This window comes from Poseidonocella sp. HB161398 (assembly GCF_005870025.1).
Lineage (GTDB): Bacteria > Pseudomonadota > Alphaproteobacteria > Rhodobacterales > Rhodobacteraceae > Mangrovicoccus.
This window is the reverse complement of the sequence record NZ_VATA01000046.1, coordinates 30526-49675: the sequence shown is the minus strand read 5'-3', so window position 1 is coordinate 49675 and position 19150 is coordinate 30526. Positions and strand designations below refer to the sequence as shown.

Annotated in this window: 15 protein-coding genes and 3 pseudogenes; 9 read left to right on the top strand and 9 right to left on the bottom strand. The window is 63.1% G+C overall.

Annotation, left to right across the window (positions count from 1 at the left end):
• Positions 1-385: pseudogene (locus FGX59_RS26480) on the bottom strand (transposase); the annotation flags it as partial.
• Between the two features lie 1315 nt (positions 386-1700).
• On the opposite strand from FGX59_RS26480, the gene FGX59_RS26475 reads away from it, so the two are divergent.
• On the top strand, positions 1701-1958 hold the full coding sequence (locus FGX59_RS26475) for a hypothetical protein (protein WP_138470135.1): 258 nt from the start codon (positions 1701-1703) through the stop codon (positions 1956-1958).
• Between the two features lie 340 nt (positions 1959-2298).
• On the opposite strand, the gene FGX59_RS26470 is transcribed toward FGX59_RS26475, so the two are convergent.
• The 5 genes from FGX59_RS26470 to FGX59_RS26450 form a co-directional block, all read right to left on the bottom strand.
• Complete coding sequence (locus FGX59_RS26470; protein WP_138470134.1) at positions 2299-3369, bottom strand: Fic family protein; 1071 nt, start codon at positions 3367-3369, stop codon at positions 2299-2301.
• Positions 3370-4109: 740 nt separating this feature from the next.
• Positions 4110-5123: a glycosyltransferase family 2 protein gene (locus FGX59_RS26465; RefSeq protein WP_138470133.1), complete on the bottom strand. Its 1014-nt coding sequence runs from the start codon at positions 5121-5123 to the stop codon at positions 4110-4112.
• 8 nt (positions 5124-5131) lie between these two features.
• Positions 5132-5947: a hypothetical protein gene (locus tag FGX59_RS26460; protein ID WP_138470132.1), complete on the bottom strand. Its 816-nt coding sequence runs from the start codon at positions 5945-5947 to the stop codon at positions 5132-5134.
• Positions 5948-5987: 40 nt separating this feature from the next.
• Positions 5988-6995: a hypothetical protein gene (locus FGX59_RS26455; protein ID WP_138470131.1), complete on the bottom strand. Its 1008-nt coding sequence runs from the start codon at positions 6993-6995 to the stop codon at positions 5988-5990.
• Positions 6992-7591 carry an acyltransferase gene (locus FGX59_RS26450; RefSeq protein ID WP_138470130.1) on the bottom strand — a complete coding sequence of 200 codons (600 nt, stop codon included), beginning with the start codon at positions 7589-7591 and terminating at the stop codon, positions 6992-6994. Before FGX59_RS26450 ends, FGX59_RS26455 begins: the two co-directional genes overlap by 4 nt.
• A gap of 546 nt (positions 7592-8137) precedes the next feature.
• On the opposite strand from FGX59_RS26450, the pseudogene FGX59_RS26445 reads away from it, so the two are divergent.
• Together FGX59_RS26445 and FGX59_RS26440 are read left to right on the top strand one after the other, a co-directional pair.
• Positions 8138-8311 (top strand): annotated as a pseudogene (locus FGX59_RS26445) (IS5/IS1182 family transposase); the annotation flags it as partial.
• A 727-nt stretch (positions 8312-9038) separates the two neighbouring features.
• Complete coding sequence (locus FGX59_RS26440) at positions 9039-9287, top strand: IS3 family transposase (protein WP_370296316.1); 249 nt, start codon at positions 9039-9041, stop codon at positions 9285-9287.
• 158 nt (positions 9288-9445) lie between these two features.
• On the opposite strand, the gene FGX59_RS26435 is transcribed toward FGX59_RS26440, so the two are convergent.
• Entirely contained in the window at positions 9446-9928 is a 483-nt protein-coding gene (locus tag FGX59_RS26435; RefSeq protein ID WP_138470128.1) for a hypothetical protein, read from the bottom strand.
• Positions 9929-10472: 544 nt separating this feature from the next.
• Positions 10473-10802, bottom strand: coding sequence for a hypothetical protein (locus tag FGX59_RS26430; protein WP_138470127.1), 330 nt, complete (start codon positions 10800-10802; stop codon positions 10473-10475).
• Between the two features lie 39 nt (positions 10803-10841).
• Between FGX59_RS26430 and FGX59_RS26425 the strand changes: the two are divergent.
• The 3 genes and pseudogenes from FGX59_RS26425 (at position 10842) to galE (ending at position 14724) form a co-directional block, all read left to right on the top strand.
• A pseudogene (locus FGX59_RS26425) lies at positions 10842-11934 on the top strand (IS5 family transposase).
• A gap of 457 nt (positions 11935-12391) precedes the next feature.
• Positions 12392-13696, top strand: coding sequence for a UDP-glucose/GDP-mannose dehydrogenase family protein (locus tag FGX59_RS26420; protein ID WP_138470126.1), 1305 nt, complete (start codon positions 12392-12394; stop codon positions 13694-13696).
• Positions 13697-13731: 35 nt separating this feature from the next.
• On the top strand, positions 13732-14724 hold the full coding sequence (gene galE / locus FGX59_RS26415; RefSeq protein WP_138470125.1) for a UDP-glucose 4-epimerase GalE: 993 nt from the start codon (positions 13732-13734) through the stop codon (positions 14722-14724).
• 6 nt (positions 14725-14730) lie between these two features.
• Here galE and FGX59_RS26410 read toward each other — a convergent pair whose 3' ends face one another.
• Positions 14731-16002 carry a nucleotide sugar dehydrogenase gene (locus tag FGX59_RS26410; RefSeq protein ID WP_138470124.1) on the bottom strand — a complete coding sequence of 424 codons (1272 nt, stop codon included), beginning with the start codon at positions 16000-16002 and terminating at the stop codon, positions 14731-14733.
• Between the two features lie 170 nt (positions 16003-16172).
• Between FGX59_RS26410 and FGX59_RS26405 the strand changes: the two genes are divergently transcribed.
• The 3 genes from FGX59_RS26405 to FGX59_RS26395 all read left to right on the top strand — a co-directional run bounded on the left by FGX59_RS26405 (position 16173) and on the right by FGX59_RS26395 (position 19150).
• Complete coding sequence (locus FGX59_RS26405) at positions 16173-17075, top strand: glycosyltransferase family 2 protein (RefSeq protein ID WP_138470123.1); 903 nt, start codon at positions 16173-16175, stop codon at positions 17073-17075.
• A 75-nt stretch (positions 17076-17150) separates the two neighbouring features.
• Complete coding sequence (locus FGX59_RS26400; protein ID WP_138470122.1) at positions 17151-18023, top strand: hypothetical protein; 873 nt, start codon at positions 17151-17153, stop codon at positions 18021-18023.
• Positions 18024-18058: 35 nt separating this feature from the next.
• Positions 18059-19150 (top strand): glycosyltransferase, encoded by a 1092-nt coding sequence (locus FGX59_RS26395; protein WP_138470121.1) that lies wholly within the window; start codon positions 18059-18061, stop codon positions 19148-19150.

Here is a 19150-nt window from a genome sequence, read left to right as displayed (position 1 = left end):
GGCGCGAATGACGGTGCTGTCGATCATCTGGACACGGGCCGGAACGAGGTCGCTGTCGTTGAGGAACAGGAGGATGGCCTCCCATAGTCCGGCATTCGCCATCGCGCTCGGACCGATGGCGCGGATGGCTCATTCCAGCGCCGGAACTGGCGGTAGACGGACCCCCATTTTCCGAACTCCTCCGGAAGGTCCCGCCACGGGGCACCGGTCCGTGTTCGACGTGATGCTCGAACCAGTGGCGCATTCACGCCTCACTCCAGAATATGCCATCTAGAACAAGGCGATGATCAACTGGCTTGCGCCCGTTCGGGGCGCGGATGGCGGCGATGAAATGCTCGAAGAACCGCCATTCCGCATCGGACATCAGATTTCGCGCCAAGATCACCTCCGTCGCAACGGTGATCTTGAATCATGGAAGCGCCCGACTGTGAATCCCTTTTGTCAACACGGCCTAGGCCTCCGGAAACTCGTCATGCCAAGCCCCAAATAAGAATGCAAGCCGTGTCACATGGCGAACCACTGCACCCGCCGAAGAATCCCCATATGGGAACCGCGTTCTTCTATCAACTTCGCGGATCGGTTTTTTCAGCTCAACGCGCTGCACCTAAAGAATAGAAATGCATTTCAAAATTTTTGCTCGGAAGAACGCGACAACTGTGGTAAAAACAGCACGGAAGTTAATCCTGAGGATGCGGAGGAAGAAGCTTTCGAGGGAGTTTAATGCCAAAAATATGCTCATGTAAAATTTTTGGTTTTGCATTTTTATGATGACAACAAGAACGGGCCGAAGAAACATGCACTTCAAAAATATATTATCTTATAAAGTATTTTTGCCTAGCGTTAACTGTAGTATCAGTTTGTTGCGGGGTAGTATTCAGGTGAGTGATAAAAATATTTGAACGGATTTACATGTGGGGGCCGAATCTTTAATATTGTGTCGAGATGTGTTTTCGAAAATCTCCAAAAATCATCTCCCATGCCTCTTTCAGATGTTCTTGCGAGCTTTCCGTTGTCCGACCTGCAATCCCGCACCGATCACTCAGAATCGTGCATTTTTCGATGAACTTAAGCGCTCAGCATGCAATTCTTTTTGGAGGAATTCATGATATTCAAATGCTCCTGCACAGACAAGAAATAGCGACAGATTAAAAGCACCCTTGCTCTAAGGTTCTTTCCAAGAATCTCCAGAAGACACATACCGCTTTATCCCCCGTTTCCAATATTCGCTGAGGAAGGGAAATTCTGGACTATGAGACAGAAATAGAAGCTCCGGAGAGATCTGATTTCCGCACTTGGTGTCTTGTGTGCCTTTGAGGCGGTTTAATGTTTTTACTCTGCATGGATTGAACGGTTTTCGTACAAGTTGCAGCGGTACGGATACACTTCCCCATGTCATTCGGTGGGTTAGGACGGAAACCCCAACATATCGGCCACACGGAGGCATGTAGCCGAAAATGAGGAGCCCAATTTCGGATAGCAAGGTGATCAGACAATGATCCCTGCACGTGGCTGTCATTTCCCGAACCTGCCGGAAGAGCAGACGGCTATCGCTAAAACTACTTGTCGATAGCCAAGGATTGGTCATTTGACCGTCACGTTTCACCTCCAACCGACGGCGACGGCCGCTTCGGCACCGTTGCCCGTCGCGCGGGCTTTAGCTCTTTCGTCGACCGGCACGCAGGAACCGGAGGAATTCGTCGATGGCCGACATCGTGGAAAAGCTGCTAGAACTGGAGTTTAGCCTTAACGATTGGGACGAAGACATGATCCTGTCAGCCGCTGCCGAGATCGAGCGGCTGCGCAACCTTTGCGGCCGGTACGTGATGCAGGTAGGGGCAACAGCACAGATAGCATTTCTGGGCCCCGGCTATCGTGAATATCTGACAGAGGCAGAAGAAGCGGAAATCGAAAAATTCTACGTGGTTGCACTTACGGAATGGCAAGAGGCGGAACCATGATTCTTTGTCACGTATCAAGCGACACCCAGTTTTGCGGACTCCGCCGTGCGGGGAGACGAGTCATTCCTTGTCCCGGCTCTTTTGCATCGATAGCGGGGCGGCGTTTTTGCAGAAAGTCGGCTTGAGGCGCGAGTTCCCCTTTCCCGTTCAGGCTCAGGCCACGCGGACGACCTCGGCGGTGCCGGGCGCGTTGAAGTGTCAACGCCGAGTCAAAAATTCCCCAGAAGTGCCGAAGTAAAATTCCCCACTTCGGCGGGACCGGCGATCAGCCGGTTTCAGTTATCGGAAGCTCCGTTCTTCAGTTTTGGCGGCCGTCCGCCGCGCTTGCGCGGCGGTGAGTTCACCAGTCCAGCAGGTAGCGCGTCGATCGCCCGCCGCCCGGGGCGCGGACCAGGACGCCGCGGCGCTCGAGATCCGCCAAGTCGCGCGTGGCCGTCGCCGGGGAGACCTTCGCCATCTTGCCGTAGGGACCGGCCGAGAGCCCCTGCCCCACCCGGTCCTCGCCCGCGGCGAAGAGGCGGCGCAGGACGGACATGGGGCGCTCCGGCAGGCCGGCATGGGCCGAGAGGAAGGCGTTGCGGCGGACGAGGAAGCGCGCCTCGCGGCCGGCGCCGTCGATCCCGGCCTCCAGCCGGTCCAGCAGCCACAGCACGAAGGGCGTGGCGTCGATGGCGTCTCCGGCAGTCCGGCGCCCGGCCTGCAGCGCCGCGTAGTAGCCGCGCTTGTCGGCCTCGATCTGCCGCGACAGCGAGAAGGGCAGCGCCGCCTCCGTGGCGAAGACATGCTCGATGATCGCGCGGCCGATGCGGCCGTTGCCGTCCGCAAAGGGATGGATCGACTCGAACCACAGATGGGCGAGCGCCGCGCGCAGGGGCAGCGGGCGCGCGTCGGCGGCGAGCCAGGCGAGGAAGCGGTCCATCTCCGCCTCCATGCGCTCGGGGGGCGGCGCATTGTAGAGCACGTCTTCGGGACGCCCGGTGGGACGCCGGACGATCTCCATGGCGAAGCTGCGCCACTGCCCGCGCTCCTCGGCCTCGACGCCGTGGAACAGAAGCCTGTGCCAGTGCTGCAGCATCGCGGCGGTGAGCGGCCCCTGCCCGGCGCGCGCCTCCAGCATCAGCTCGGCGATGGCATCTGTCCGGCGCTGCGGCACGGCCTGGCGGTGGGCAAGGGAAGCAACGACCGAGGCCTCGATCTCGGCCGCGGCAAGCGGCGCGCCCTCGATGGCGAAGCTGGCAAGGGCCTCGCCGGTGACGGCGCGCAGGAAGATCTCCTCGCGCTCCGCCGGGGCCAGGCCCGCATGCAGCCCCGCAATGGTGCCCAGCCGGGCCATGACGCGGGCGAGCGGCGCCTCGGTCAGGGCGGGATCGTGCCGGAAGTTCGGCCAGGCGGGGGAGTTCCAGATCTGCATGAGGGGATTGGCGCAGGCTTTCCGCTCATATGGAAGCTATTTTTGAGGGGAATGCCGTGAATCATCTCATCATTGCTGCAATTTGTCCTTTGGCGACGGATCAAGGGCCGTCTGCCAGGGACTGCCTCCATTCCCTGTCCCACCTGAAAGGATACGGACGCGCAGCGACTGCGGGAGACTGCCGGGCGGGGGCGCTCCGCTCCAGCCGCGGCCATCGGGACCGGACACCGCTGTGACAGCCCGATCATCCGCGGCGCAGGGCATGGCGGCAGGATTGAGATCTGGTCGATCCATGTCGATCCTGGGTCCTGCACGTGGAGCTACGGCATCACCGCCGCGCCAAGCGCGGCGCAGGAACCGCGATCCATCCCGGAGGCAGCTTGCCGGTCCCCAAGCCATGTCCGTCGCCACCGCAGACCGCGATGCGCGGCGGCCAGGACGGGATCGGCGTCCGGCTGAACCGGGAGGATGCGCTGGCCTGGCCCTGGTGACGCCGCGCCCTCGTTCCGCCGCGACGGAAGGCGGATGAGGACGCTCCTCCCCTTCCCCGGGCTCCTCGGCCATCTCGTGGACTTCTCGGCATGGAAGTTTCCGCTCTTGCGGCCCCGGCAGAGCTCGATCCCGCCTGGCTGGAGCAGCTGCTCTGGCGCCGCCGCCTGACGCTGGGCACTGCAGGCGCGCTGGCCGGCCGACGGGTCCCGGGGCAAGGGCGCGGCCTGCGTCAGATAACGGATGCTGGTTTAAAACAGCAGCCGGAAAACAAGCGATCGCTTCTTCTTGGGAAGCGATCTGGCGTAGCGCTTGGGGTCTCTCAGGAACTTTTCGGCTTCTTCAGGGCCGATTTTCTTCCTGATGCTCTTGGCTATCTGGCAGACGAAGAGCCCCCGAAGGAAAGGTTGTTTCGATAGGATCAGGGTGCCGCCAGGAGCAGAAATCTCGGCATAGGGCACGCGAAAGAAACGTTTTCTCTTTCCAGAGTCGATTTCGGCCTGAGTAGCCCGCCAAATCTCCTCTTTTTCTCTATCGCGTAATGCCTTGAGGTTCTTGATCGCGACCGTGTTCGAGTTGTCGTTGTTCAGCCGGTACTCACACAAAGGCAGGCGAGCATAGGTTGTCGAAACGCGGTAGTGTTCCATCAATTCAAGCAGAAAAATGTAGTCCTCAAAGCCGTGCATGTCTTCGCCGAAGCGAGGAAGTTTCGGCAGGCCCACCATATCAAGCACATAACTGTGGATAGGAAAGCAGTTCTCAATGATGCAATCTGACACCGAAGCCTGTGACCTGAACAGACGTTTCCGGGTCACGTAGATCGCGCCGTCTCCAAGATCATCGTAATACGCACGCATGCACCCCCCGAAACTTGCGACGACACCAAGATCTGCATTCTCTTTCAGGTCCGAGATTAGTGTTTCCGCGTGGTGCGGGTATACGACGTCGTCGTAGTTCAGAAAGGCGACATATCGGCTTTTAACGCATTCCAGCGCCTTGTTCAAAAGAGCGCCCCTGTGGTCACCTTTAGCCGGGAACTCAAAGTTCACGACATCGATATTCAGTCCCGTACCATCTGAAATCGGGGCCGTGATGTCCTTCACGGTGGCAACGTCGTCTTCAGCCAGATCCTGCAGAGCGACAAGGGCTTTGACAGGCTGATAGGTTTGGCCAGCAATGCTTAGCAGTGCCGATTTCATCTTGGGCAGGGTCGAGGTGCTGTGGCACCTCACGATGTAGGTTATCGCGGGCTCGTCAACTGACATTTTCTCTCTTACCATCGAGTTTCGCTGTAACTGCCACATTTCCCAAAATTGCAAAAACCGGGAGGAGACTTTCGTATTTCGTTTATCGGTATTTCCGGAAGGTCCAGGTGTCCTAATCCGTTTCGGGTCTCAAAACTTCGGAGTTGTTTCAGGACCCTTTTATATATGCGTCGTGCTCCCCATTTTTTTGAAAGTTGAACTTGACCCAGCAGCATCCGTGCGTAAGTTCTCGGGTTTTGTCTTTCGTCGGACACGTCATGAAAGAATATCGCTCGTGGTAGCAGAATACATTTTCCCCCGCGTTCACGGACGCGCCAGGAAAGATCGACGTCTTCGCAATACAAAAAGAACGAGGGGTCAAAGCCACCGACCTGCCGAAATGAACCGATATCAATTAGAAATGCAGCGCCAGAAGACCAGGCAGTCTCTCCTGTGACTTGGTCGAATACCTTCGGGTGCTCCTGCGGAAACTGTTGGAATTCGTATAGATTTCCAGCAACTGGTGCGGCATCGAGAATTGCGGAAATGGCCCAGGGAGAGACGTAGCCGTCCGGGTTCAATCCGACGTAAAAACCGGTGCTGTCCCCCAGAGATTCGACGATCTTGTTGTGTCCTTTGCCGAAGCCTAGGTTCTTCTGAAAGGGGATTACCTTCGCTCGTTCGAGAATCTCCACATGAAGGACCGAAGACTCGTCAGAGTTCAGCAGGAGGCTCAGAGAATAGTCTATCCCTGCGATCTCACTGGCCACATGGATGCTTTTCTCAAGGCGATGAATGTCTCGTGCTGACGTGTGATACAGGACAACGCCAAAATGAAACTTCATGTCTGTCTTACCTTACGTTTTTCCAAAAACCCGCTGGGTACTAAAGATCTAGAAGCTCGTTCAAGTAGCTCTTCTTGAGGTATCCCGGAGACGAGAGCCGCTTTTGATCCAGTTGCTTGTACTGGATTAGATAGGCCAACGCATCCCGGATTTCTGCTGTTTCCGGCATGATCTCCAGAGATTCTGGCGGATTATCTGGTTCCAGGCCTTTTGCCAATCCGAAGCGTGAAGCTATCCCGTCTCCGAAACAGAAGACCGGATGTCCGAGGAGGGCTGCCTCGGAAAGGACCGTTGAATTGATCCCGACGACCGCATCGAAATCCAGCATCGAAATGTAAAGGTTTGTCTTTGCTGATTGAATCTCCACGTTGGGGTAGCTGTCCACAAAGGCAGGCAAGGCCTTCGGATGATGGCGGACAACGAACTGGCATCCGGGATATCGCCGCGAAAGGAAACCGACCATCTGATCCATTGTGGAAAACGGACTGTCCAGCGTTATGTTGGTATCCATTTCGTCCTGAAGCGGAACAAAAACCCGCTTAGCGACGCCACTTTCCGAGCCAACGTGAAGCGCTCTGCCATAGATCTTCTTACACATTGCTTTTCTCTTGATGGAAAATTGCAACTGTCTCCAGAGCGGGAGTTTCTTGGAAACAAGCTTTCCGATCTCGGAATTTGTGCCGGTATCGTCGAAGTATATGGTGCCTTTTTGCGGAAACCAGCCCAGCTCGGAAAATATCGGCCGGACCCCATATTCCCGAAGAATACCGACGGTTTCCCTGTCCGCGGCGATCCTGCCCCCCCAGACAAATCCTGCATCCATTCGATGACGCCCGATCATCTCGCGCAGCGTGCCGTGATCTCCCGGCACAGCATCGAATGCCTGTAGCGCGCGCTGATCAAAAGCCTTCGGGTTGACGAGAAATGAGGACGAATGCCCAAGCCGGTCTAGGCCTCTGGCAAGTCTCCCATAGATTGCGCAGATCGCAGTCCATCTTTCGGGGGCCTCCTCGACACCTAGACCTATCGTGAACAGGTAGTTCGTCATACCGGCACGATGGGTTTGCAAGGCGTTCCAAAAGCTGTTGCTCCAGAGGGAATATCTTTTGTAACTACGCTCGCCGCCCCGATCATTGCGTTTGCTCCGATATTCACATCTTTCAGAATGGAGACCTGTGCACCGATCCAAACGTTGTCACCTATTGTGACTGTTCCCGGAACTAGCGGTGTCTCATGCACATTGCTGCTCGCGCTCGGCTTTTCGTGTGTGGTGGAAACAATTGCGGCATGAGGGCCGATGATGACGCCAGAACCGATACGCACACTGCCGCTCGCCTGAACCCAGTTGTAAGCGCCGAGCACGGAATTTTCACCCACCAATAGTTCTCCACCTACCTCCAGAACAAGATAGTCCCGCAATTCTGAGTTTTTGCCGATCTGAATGCGTTCGGGGTCGAGAAAGTAAATGACCACCCCGGAGCCAATGTATCGGCACTGCGATATCGAGCGCGCCAGTGAGCAATTTCCCAAATCTGCGAGAGTGACCTGTCTCATGGAACGAAGATCGACGAGATGAGGATGTCCGCGCCGGACAAACCCGCTGAATAGGCGCTCAGGCGAAAGAAGTTTCTTCAAGACTTTCATTGAGACTCATGCAGGCAAAAATCAGTCGCGGCCCAAGTTTTCCGCCGAGGGCCTAACGACCAGTGCCGGGTGCGCTGGCGCCACGTAAATGGTCTTGTCGTCGCAGATACCACGAGATTCAGGGGGTTCAGTTCGTGTCGCCCAGAGTCCGAAGAAATAGTCGACGACGGCCTCATGCGCCTTTGTCCTCGAAGGGAAACAGGACGTTCCGGAGCGCAAGCGCTTGACCGTCGGTGGTTTATTCCCGAACGCGGACAGAAATGCGCAATGGAACTCATTTGCATTGAAGGGTTCCTCCGGAAATTTTGTGATAGCCTGCCCAATCTCGGCTGCATTCATCACTTGTGCCATAGATTGCTTTTTTCTGAGCATATTGAAGTTGCTGAAAGATTCCAGAGCAATTTTCGCACCAGTGGTGTCAGCGCGGCAATGGCAGGCAGGAAATAGGGACCGCCATCCGCATTCACTCAGGGGCACCTCTGAAAATTGCCGCTGCGCCTCGACCGGGGTATGACGTGTGAGGCGTTCAGCGGTTGGGGCATGACGATGTCTCAGATGGATTTCTTCGATCTTTCAGATCGTTATGCAAGCCTGGTTGCCAAGAAGGACCCGCTTGCCGAGCTTGATACCATCGTGCCGTGGGAGGAATTCCGCCCGGCACTGGAGCTGGTGTGGCGCAAGCCGGAAGATGAAGTCCAAGCGCCCCGGGGTGCATTTCCACAATTTTTATAAATTTAAATCAATTGGTTGGGGGAGGTCACCGCAGACTCGGCCTTCCGCGGCCGGCGGAGGCTGGGAGTGGCTCGCCGTGGGGTTCCTCCGCCGCCTGCCGCCGGGGGACCGCATTTCCAGCCTCCGGCGCCGTGCCGGAGCTGATGGCAAGGTCGGGCCATGTCCACGCAGCGGCCTCGCCGCGCCAGGGCCGTCGCGGACAGCGGCCTGCCAGCAGGACACATGATGTCATGCCGCCGGACCGCAAGCTGCCGCGTGGCATTTCAGGACGCGGTCATTGGAACTGCTGCGGCAAGTCCCGCGCTCCATGCAGCTCCCTGACAATCTGCACCTCTTCACCGGAAGATGATGTCCTGATCCCTTGAACCGCATTTGTGCCGCATTCGATTCATGAAAATCGACGTCTTGCCGGAACGTGTCTACCGGAAAGCCCGCGGCGGGCCTCGAACGGTTTCTGGCGGGGCGCGGTTTTCCGTCACGTTCCGTCGGCGGCGCACCGCATTTTCCTCTTCGGAGCCGGGCCCGGCGTTCTGCGCAAGGACGAGGGCGGCGGGCAAAGCACGAGCTACAGCCTCGCGGGCCCGGAACTGCTCCCGGAAACAATGCATCGAACCGCTCCCCGGTCGTTGAACAGGATCTGGCGTAATTTAAGCTACTCGTCGCACCTTCTGACCGGGTTGGCTGATATCATTTCTCGGCTAGTAGACCAGCGCCGGTGACAACCACCCCGCATGAGGCAGCAGGAAGGGGGAATTTCCCGGACAATTCTCCAATGGAAAGCGTCTTCGGTTCCCTGAAGAATGACCTGGTCCGCCACACCAGGTTCAGGACGCGCCAGGAGGCGAAGTCCGCGCTGTTCGAGTGCATCGCAATCTTCCACAACCGGCGCCGCCGCCATTCGAGCATCGGATACCGCACGCCCGAGCAGGCAAGGATCGACATGGCCGCCGCGATCGCCGCATAGCGAATATCAGCCCAGTCCGGGAACCGGGGGCAAGGTCAGCCAGCAGATCGTTGAAATACCGGTTAATTTCCCGGCATCCCCGCCCCGCGGCACCAGGGACCGGACATGCAAAAGCGCCCCCGGAGGGGCGCTTCGGCAAGGTCGGAAAGAAGCACGGGTCAGTCGTCCGCGCGGCCGGTCGCGTCGAGATAGAGCGCGGCCAGGGTGGCCGCGTCGGCCTCGCCCGGAGCGACGCCCAGGCTGAGCGGCAGCTGGCGGTTCGCCGAGACGGCGGCGGCATTGCGCGCGGTGACCTGATGGCTGTCCGCGATGAAGGCGGTGCGGCTTGCATCGCCTTTCTCGACGGCGGCTTTCAGCGCGGCCAGATCGGCGGTGGAGTAGCTGCCCGGTGCCACGCCGAGGCTGGCGGCGAGCTGGCTGCCGGCGGTGGCGCCTGCGGCGGAGGAGCCGTCGATGATGAAGGCCGCGCGCTGGCTGTCGCCGTCTTCCAGGGCGTTGCGCAGCTGGATCAGCTGGGCGGTGCTGTAGGCGCCCGGCGCGACGCCGAGCGAGCGGGCGAGCTGGTCGGAGGCACTGGCGGTTGCGGCGATGCCCGAAGCGGCGATGGCGAGGGCGGCGATGGCGGCAAACTTGGTGGTCATTGATCTCTTCCTTCTTCGCGCCGATCCCCGGCGCCTTGGTTGCGGCTCTCTGTGCCGCCTTGGACAAGAAGGAACCTAGACTTCTGCGCTGATGATTGAAATTACCCAAAACGGCCCCATAAGTGTGCATTTATGCACTGACTTTCGCAGCGACCCGGGCCTTGAAGCCCGGCCGCCCGGAGCGGACTAGCGCGCCCGCGTCCGGCCGCCGGCATCAAGGATCGGTGGCCGCTTGAACCAATCCATGACAAGACTCCAAGTGTCATCTGACAGGCAGTCCGGCAGACGGCGGCCGGGAGAGTGCCCCGCGTTGATGCTGATGGACTGACTTTTTCCCGGACAGAAGCCATAGCCTCCCGCGATATCTGCACGCGAGATTTCCTGATCCTGATTGTCGAATATGGACAGGCCCTCAGGATCGACGATTATCCATCGCCATCCTGCTATAGGTCCGGACCGAGAGCAGGAGGTGGCTTGGACTATGCTTCAGTGGCGAGAGTCCAGAGCCACGGCGCATTCAACGGATGCAAAATCGCAGCAATATCTAGGCGGCGCGCTTGCCGAGTTCTCTCAGGTCACCGACGATTTGATCTGCCGAAGTCAGCCCAGATGGGGATAGGCCAACGGTCTCGGCAAGGGTGTCCAGAGTTTCAGGCGAAGGTCTCATCAATTCCTTCAGAGACCGGACGGCGGCAGGATGCACCCCTGAACGGTCTCCGGGCCGGGTTGAGCCAATTCGTCTCTCCAGCCAGTCAATTTGTGAAGGGCTTGCTTCACATAATTGTTCGATAAGGTCAGGATGGAAGCTGAACTTTTCCGATTTCAGACCATAAAGATACTCCAGAATGGCGTTGTTGCAGAACTCAGTCTGCAAAGGAGTCACATCGTGAAACCATGCGGTTAGACGAGGTGCATGAGCAAGCCTGCACCTGCCCTCTACCGCACGACGAACTGGTCCAGCTACACGGCTTCGCTTCGCAAGCGCGGGTCGCTACTGATCTGGCTGGACAAGGAGATGACCTGGCTCGCGCGGCATGACGGCCGCCCCGGCCGCCCCGCATTGTTCTCGGAATGAGGAGGATCAGCAAACGGTCCGGGAGGCCGTCTGCCCGACGAATGCGATCCGGTTCTGTCTGACCATGAAGGTCCTGTTCAAGCTGCCGCCCCGGCAAGCGACCGGGATGGCTGCCAGCCTGCTGAAGTTGGCGGGCCTGGACTGGGCGGTGCCGGACGACACGACCCTGTGCCGTCGGCAGAAGACGCTCGCCGTCCAGCTCCCGTATCGGCGCGCCGACGGCCCCCTGAACCTGCTGGTCCCCTCTCGGGCATTGCTGCGCAATGCCCTGCCGGGCAGCGGACAGCACCGGCATCAAGTTTCCCGGTGAATGAAGAGGGACCGTGGCGCCAGTGGCGCCGCGAAAGCCCGATGAATGAGTGGCTGGCGCGCAAGCACGGTGTTCAGGGCCGTCGCCAATGGCGCAAGGTGCATCTGGCCACGGATGCCGCCACCTCTGACATCCGCGCCGTGGAATTCACTCCCGGCAGCGATGGTGACAGTCCTATCTTGCCGGAACTGTTCAACCAGATCCCCGCGGGCGAAGAGATCGGCACCGTGACCGCCCCTCTCGGCAGATTGCTGCGCAATCGCCTGCCGGGCAGTGGATGGGGCGCAGACACGCGCCGTTGCCACGCCGCCCTCATCGACCGTCAGGCCACGCCGATCATCCCTATCCGCAGGTCGGCCGTGGAAAGGGAACTGCCCTGCGGCAACCGCCCGAAACGAACCCCTTCGCGCCACCCGGCACTATGGCAGGGCGTTCTGGACGCGATGGACCGGATGCCATGTCCGAAGCCGGATCGAGGCGAAAATGCGGTGCCTCAAGGCCTTCGGCGAGCGCATCGCCGCAAGAAATCCGGACCGGCAAACCGCCGAAATCCAGATCCGCAGCACCCTCATCAACCGGTTCAATGCGCTCGGCACCGCTGAGATCGTCAGCGTGGCATGACGTCGACGGGGAAAGGGGCTATCATGCCTCAGCAGCAAGTTGCGCAACAACGCCCACCGGCCCGTGCGTGTAGACCCATCATGAAAACAGGCAGATGCCGTCCGGCACAGCGTTCCAAATCCTCCGGCAGGTCTGCTGAAGTTGCGGCAAAATGGCGTGTGCTGCGCGGAGGCGGATGGCCCGACGCGGCTATGGCGCGGAAAAGGGCTGGTCGTAACTATCTGTAAAAAAAGATATTTAACTTGGAATTCCCCGTGCCGGCCGTAGTGGATTCCCTCTGATCCGGGTCCCCGAGACCGGTCCTGCCCTCGGTCGTCTGTCCGGTGCCCGCGGCGGGAGTCGAAACGCCATGCTGACAACTGGCGGGAGCTAGGGTAATCGGGAGGATGGCAATCATGCAGAATTACCTGCATGGCAGGTGGTCACTTTTAGAGGGCGCATCGCGCGTTGGGTTTTCATGAAGATCGTGATGCTGGGAACAGGGTATGTCGGGCTGGTTTCGGGGGTGTGCTTCTCGGATTTCGGCCATGAGGTGGTCTGCGTGGACAAGATGCCAGCCAAGATCGAGATGCTCGAGCGCGGCGAGGTGCCGATCTACGAGCCGGGTCTCGACAGCGTCATGGCCCGCAACGTCCAGGCCGGACGGCTGAGCTTCACCACCGACCTGGCCGGGGCGATGGACGGGGCGGATGCGATCTTCATCGCCGTGGGCACGCCGACCCGGCGCGGGGACGGCCATGCCGATCTGACCTACGTGATGGCCGCGGCCGAGGAGATCGCGAAGAACCTCAAGGGCTTCGCCGTGGTGGTGACGAAATCGACCGTGCCGGTCGGCACCAACCGCCAGGTCGCCGACACCATCCGCCGCACCGCGCCGGATGCGGATTTCGCGGTGGCCTCCAATCCCGAATTCCTGCGCGAGGGCGCGGCGATCGACGATTTCATGCGCCCCGACCGCGTCGTGGTCGGGATCGAGGACGACCGCGCCCGGGACGTGATGGGCGAGGTCTACCGCCCGCTCTTCCTGCGCGATTTCCCGATCGTCTATACCGACCTGGAATCCGCCGAGATGATCAAGTACGCCGCCAATGCCTTCCTGGCGACCAAGATCAGCTTCATCAACGAGATCGCCACCCTCTGCGAGAAGGTCGGCGCCGACGTGAAATCGGTCTCCAAGGGGATGGGGCTCGACGGCCGGATCGGCAACAAGTTCCTGCATGCGGGCCCCGGCTATGGCGGCTCCTGCTTTCCCAAGGACACCTCGGCGCTGGCGCGGATCGGCCAGGACCATGCCGTGCCGATGCGCATCACCGAGACGGTGATGGCGGTCAACGACCAGATCAAGCGGCGGATGATCGACAAGGTGATCGATCTGTGCGGCGGCTCGGTCAACGGCAAGGTGCTGACCATTCTGGGGGTGACCTTCAAGCCCAATACCGACGACATGCGCGAGAGCCCATCGCTGACCATCGTTCCGGCGCTGGTCGGCGGCGGCGCCAAGGTGCGGGTGGTCGATCCGCAGGGCCGCCGCGAGGGCGAGGCGCTGCTGCCCGGGGTGGAGTGGATGACCGATCCCTATGCCGCTGCCGAGGGCTCGGACGGGATCGTGCTGCTGACCGAATGGAACGAGTTCCGCGCGCTCGATCTCGGCCGCCTGGCCCAGGCCATGGCGACCCCGGTGATGGCGGATCTGCGCAACATCTACAGCCGCGAGGACGTGACGGCGGCGGGCTTCGAGGCCTATGCCGCGATCGGGCGCTGAGGCGCGGCGGAAGACGGGACAGCAGGAGCGGTCTGATGGGTGAAACGGTCCTGGTAACGGGCGGCGCGGGCTATATCGGCAGCCATGCCTGCAAGGCGCTGGCGGCGGCGGGCCATGTGCCGGTCACCTACGACAATTTCTCCACCGGCTGGCGCGAGGCGGTGCAGTTCGGCCCCGCCGAGGAGGGCGACCTGCGCGACCGCGACCGGCTGGGCGCGGTGATGGCGCGGCACCGCCCGGCGGCGGTGATGCATTTCGCGGCGCTGTCGAATGTCGGCGAGGCCAGCCGCGATCCCGGCCTCTACTGGGAGAACAACGTCGTCGGCTCGCTGCGCCTGGTCGAGGCGATGGCGGAAGCCGGGGTGGAGAACCTGGTCTTCTCCTCGACCTGCGCCACCTATGGCGAGCAGGACGGGGTGATGCTGGACGAGAGCTGCGCGCAGACCCCGACCAACGCCTATGGCGCCTCCAAGCGCGCGGTCGAGGATCTGGTACGCAATTTCGCCGCCGCGCCGGGCGTCTCGCTGCGCCATGTGTTCTTCCGCTACTTCAACGTCGCGGGCGCCGATCCCGAGACCCAGCTGGGCGAGTTCCACCGCCCCGAGACGCATCTGATCCCGCTGGCGCTCGACGCGGTGCGCGGGCGGCGCCCCGAGCTGACCGTCAATGGCGAGGACTATCCCACCCCGGACGGCACCTGCGTGCGCGACTATGTCCATGTCACCGACCTGATCTCGGCGCATCTGCTGGGGCTCGGCTACCTGCTGGCGGGCGGCGCGCCGGAGGTCTTCAACCTGGGCACCGGGCGCGGCTTCTCGGTGCGCGAGGTGGTCGAAGCGGTGGCCCGCGTCACGGGCGAGCCGGTGCCGCATTCGGTCGGGCCGCGCCGGGCGGGGGATTGCGCCTCGCTGGTCTCGGGCTCGGTGAAGGCGGCAGAGCTGCTGGGCTGGGCGCCCGCGCATTCGACGCTCGAAGAGATGATCGCCACGGCCTGGGCCTGGCACCAGCGCCCGGGCTATTCCCGCTGAGACGGCTCAGAGCGCGTTGAGGTCGCGCACCGGCATCCCCGCGGGCAGGTCCAGCCCGGCCACCGTGGTATTGGCGGCGATGACCCTGGCATAAGGGGTCGATTCCGCCCTGGCCCGGCTGACGAGGATCTTCTCGATCATCGGCAGCTGCGAATAGGTGTAGCCCAGATTGGCGCCGACCAGCTTGCCGGCATCGACGGCCGGGTCGTAGATCTCCAGGTCGTAGCCGGCCTGCAGCAGCTTGCGCGCCAGGTCGACATTGGGGCTCTCGCGCAGGTCGTCGGTGGCGACCTTGAAGGCCAGCCCGGCCAGCAGCACCTTCGCCCCGGGGGCGAGCCCCTCGGCGGCATATTCGTAGAGCCGGTGCTTGTGCGCCTCGTTGGAGCGCAGGAGGCTGTCCACCAGCGGCATCGCGGTGCCGCTGTCGGTTCCGATAAATTGCAGCGCGCGCACGTCCTTGGGCAGGCAGGATCCGCCGAAGGCGCCGCCCGGGCGGGTGTAGTAGGCCGAGATGTTCAGCTTGGTGTCGGACTTGAAGATCTCGTGCACCTTCGAGGCCTCGATGCCGAGATTGAGGCAGACCCGGCCGATCTCGTTGGCATAGGCGACCTTCACCGCATGCCAGGTGTTGTCGACGAACTTGGTGAATTCCGCCTCGCGGTAGCCGACATGGAAGACCGGCGCCGCGATATTGCGGTTGAGCTCCTCCATCACCGCGCTGGGGCGGCCGTCGCGGGTGCCGACGACGATCTTCGGCGGCGCGAAATAGTCCTTCACGGCCGAGCCCTCGCGCAGGAATTCGGGATTGTAGACCAGCTCCGCCAGGCGCTCCGTGTCCTCTCCGAGGACCGAGGAGAAGATCGGACGGATCAGATCCTCGACCGAGCCCGGCCGGATGGTCGAGCGGTAGGCAACGGCCAGCGGCCGCTCCCGCGCCGGGCCCTGCTTCAGCGCCAGCGCGATCTGGCGGCTGACCCCGGCAATGAAGCCCATATTGTGCGAGCCGTCCGGCGCCGAGGGCGTGCCGACGCAGACCAGCGCCAGGTCGGCCGTGTCGAGATGGCTGCCGATCTCGGTCGCCGCCGTGATGCGCCCCGCGGCCAGCCCCTCCTGCAGCATCTCCCCGACCCCCGGCTCGACGATCGGCGCCGATCCCGCCAGGATGTCCCGGACCTTCTTCTCGCTGACATCGATGCCGGTCACCGAATGGCCCTCGCTGGCAATGCAGCAGGCGGCGGTGAAGCCCACATATCCGAGACCGAAAATCACAATATGCATGGAATGCGCTCCTGGAACGGCAACAATATACCGAGCCATAGCAAACCCCGCCCGGTGAGGCGACAGTGCAGTACGGCAAATGGGCGGCTTTCTGGCGCGCGGCCCGGCTTGCAAGGGCGGCGGCAAACGCGGCAGGATCGCGCCATCGCGCAGGCGGATCCGGAGGGAACATGGCCAGCTATTCCGTCGTCATCATCGCCAACGAGTCAGAGGAGGTGATGCAGCGCGTGCTCGGCCACTACCTGGCGCAGCCGCTGGAGCGGCTCTACCTGTTCTGGGACGGCCCGGCCGCACAGGCGCCCGCGGCGGCGGATCCGCGGCTGGAGCTCGTGCTCTGCGACGCCGCCTTCTGGGCGAAGGCAAGCGGCGGCCTGCCCGCCTCGATCGAGGAGAAGCAGGACGTGGTCTACCGCCGGGCCGCGGCCGGCTGCGGCTCGGACTGGCTGCTGGTCGTGGATGCCGACGAGTTCCTGATCGCGCCGCGGCCGCTCGGCGAGATCCTCGCGGCGGTGCCGGAGGAGGTCGAGGCGGTGCGGCTGCCCAATGCCGAAGCCGTCTGGGGACCGGGCGACCGCTTCGGCGAGGCCTTTGCCAGCAGCTATTTCCGCCGCCCCTTCCCCAGCCGCGCCTTCCTGCCGCTGCGGCCGCTGCTCTACGGGCGGCTCGGACGGCTGATGCATGCGGGGCTGGCCGGGCATGCCCATGGCAAGTCGGCGCTGCGGCCGGGCCGGGCCTATGACCGGATCGGCTGCCATGCCCCGCAGCGTGGCGGTCGCCCGGTCGCGCGCCCCGCGGCCGAGCTGCTGCCCGCGCCGCTGCCGCTGATCGCGCATTACGATGCGGTCAGCCTCGAGCGCTGGCGCGAGAAGTTCCGCCGCCGCTACAGCGGCGACACGCTGGCGGCCAACATGCGCGGCCAGCGCCAGGGCCAGGTCGAGATGATCCGCCGTGCGGCGGCGCAATCGGACGAGGCCGCGGCGCGGCTCTGCCGCGGGCTCTACGGGCTCGGCCGGGTGCAGTATGCCGTGCTGCGCCTCTGCGGCCTGGCCTTCCGCCATCGCCCCTTCCCCTGAGCCGCCTGGCTGTGGCAAGAATGCCGGAGGGCCCTCCCCGCCCGGAACTTGCCGCGCAGAGCTGAAGGGCGGAGCATGCCGAAGCGCAAGATCATCGTCTGTTCCGGGCTGCAGCGCTCCGGAAACCACGCCATCCTCGACTGGGTGGTCTCGCTGTTTCCCGGCGCCGAGTTCCGCAACAACCAGCCCCATGCGCTCTTCGCCGACCGCGCCGCGCTCGGGAGGCTGCTGGCAGAGAGTCCGGCGGACTGCCTGATCTTCTCCTTCGAGGATTCCGTGCGCCATGCCGCCGACCCGTCGCGGCTGCTGCTCGACAGTGTCGCGCCCTTCCCGGCAGGGCAGTTCCCCGGCTGCCAGCTCTTCGACTTCGCCGTGCTGCGCGACCCCTACAACAACTGGGCCAGCCGCGTCGCCGCCAATGACCGGGTGAAAAGCGGCGGCCGTCCGCTGACCTCGGATCCCTCCTGGGAGCTCTTCCGCGCCAACTGGCTGGCCATCGCCGCGCGCCAGGCAGCCGATCCGCAGAGCGTGCTGCCCTTCCATCGCTGGAAATCCGACGCGGCCTGGCGCCGGGCGCTCTGCGCGCGGCTCGGCGGGCGCTACAGCGAGGCGACGCTGGAGCAGGTGCCGGCCCAGGGCTCGGGCAGCTCCTTCGACGGGGTGCCGCGGCCGAGCTATGCCCGCATGATGTCGCGCCCGGGCAAGTACGCCTCGGCGAAGTTCCTGTCGCGGCTGGCCGCGCGGCCGGGCCACTACCTGCGGCGGCTGCTGTCGCCGCCCGCCACCGGCAGCCGGATGAAGGTCGACGAGCGCTGGCAGGTCCTGCTCGGCCGGCCCGAGGGCCGCGCGCTCTTCGCCGATGACGCGCTGCGCGCCGAGGCCCTGCGCATCTGCGGCATGGCCGTCGACGCGCAGGGCCGCAAGATCACCGCCGCCGCGCCGGGCTGAGCCCGGCCTTCCTCCCTTCCGCAAAGGTGCCCGACATGACCCCCGCCCCCTCCGCCCTGCCCGTGATCGGCGTCGTCGTGGTCACCTTCGCCGCCGAGGACGTGATCGCGGGCTGCCTGGAGAGCCTGATGGCCGCCCGCGCGCTGCTGGCTGCGGAGGGGCTGGGCGAGCTGCGGGTGGTGGTGGTCGACAACGACTCTCCCGACGGCACGCTCGGGGCGGTGCGCGGCTGGGCCGATGGCAGCCGCCCCTATGCGCCGCCCGCCGGGCTGCCCTTCGCCCTGGCGCCGGTGCCGCGCCCGCTGGCGCTGGCCGAGGGCGGACCGGAGACCCTGCCCCGCGAGGGAGCCGATCTGGCGCTGATCCGCGCGGGCGGCAATCTGGGCTTCGCAGGCGGGGTGAATCTGGGCCTGGCGGCGCTGGCGCGCGATCCGGCGGCCGGCCATTTCTGGGTGCTCAACCCCGATGCGATGGTGCCTGCCGCCTCGGTCGCAGCGCTGGCCCGGCGGCTGGCCCAGGGCGAGCGCTATGCGCTGATGGGCGGGCGGGTGATCTACCTGGAGCGCCCGGACACGATCCAGATCGACGGCGGGCTGCTGAACCGGCGCACCGGCGTGACCGGCAACTACAATCTCGGCCGCCCCGCGGACAGCACGCCGCCCGATCCTGCCCGGCTCGATTTCGTCACCGGCGCCTCGATGGTGGCCAGCCGCGCCTTCCTCGAGGCGGCGGGTCCGATGGCCGAGGACTATTTCCTGTACTACGAGGAAGTCGACTGGGCGATGCGCCGGGGCGCGATGCCCCTGGCCTACTGTCCCGGGCTCGTCGCCTATCACTGGGGCGGCACGGCGATCGGCTCGCCGGTGGTCGGCCGCAGCGCCTCGGCCTTCTCGCTCTATTTCAAGCATCGCGGCCGCATCCGCTTCCTGCGCCGCTTCCATCCCGCGGCGCTGCCGGGCGGTCTGGCCTATTCGCTGGCCCAGGCCGGGCGGCTGCTCCTGCGCCGCGCGCCGCACGAGGCCTGGACGGTGATCGCGGCGAGCTTCGGCCTGCCCGCGCCGCGGGCGGTGCGGGCGCGGCTCCCGGCGGAGGCGGCGGCGCGCGCCTTCGCCCGCGGCCCCCGCTGA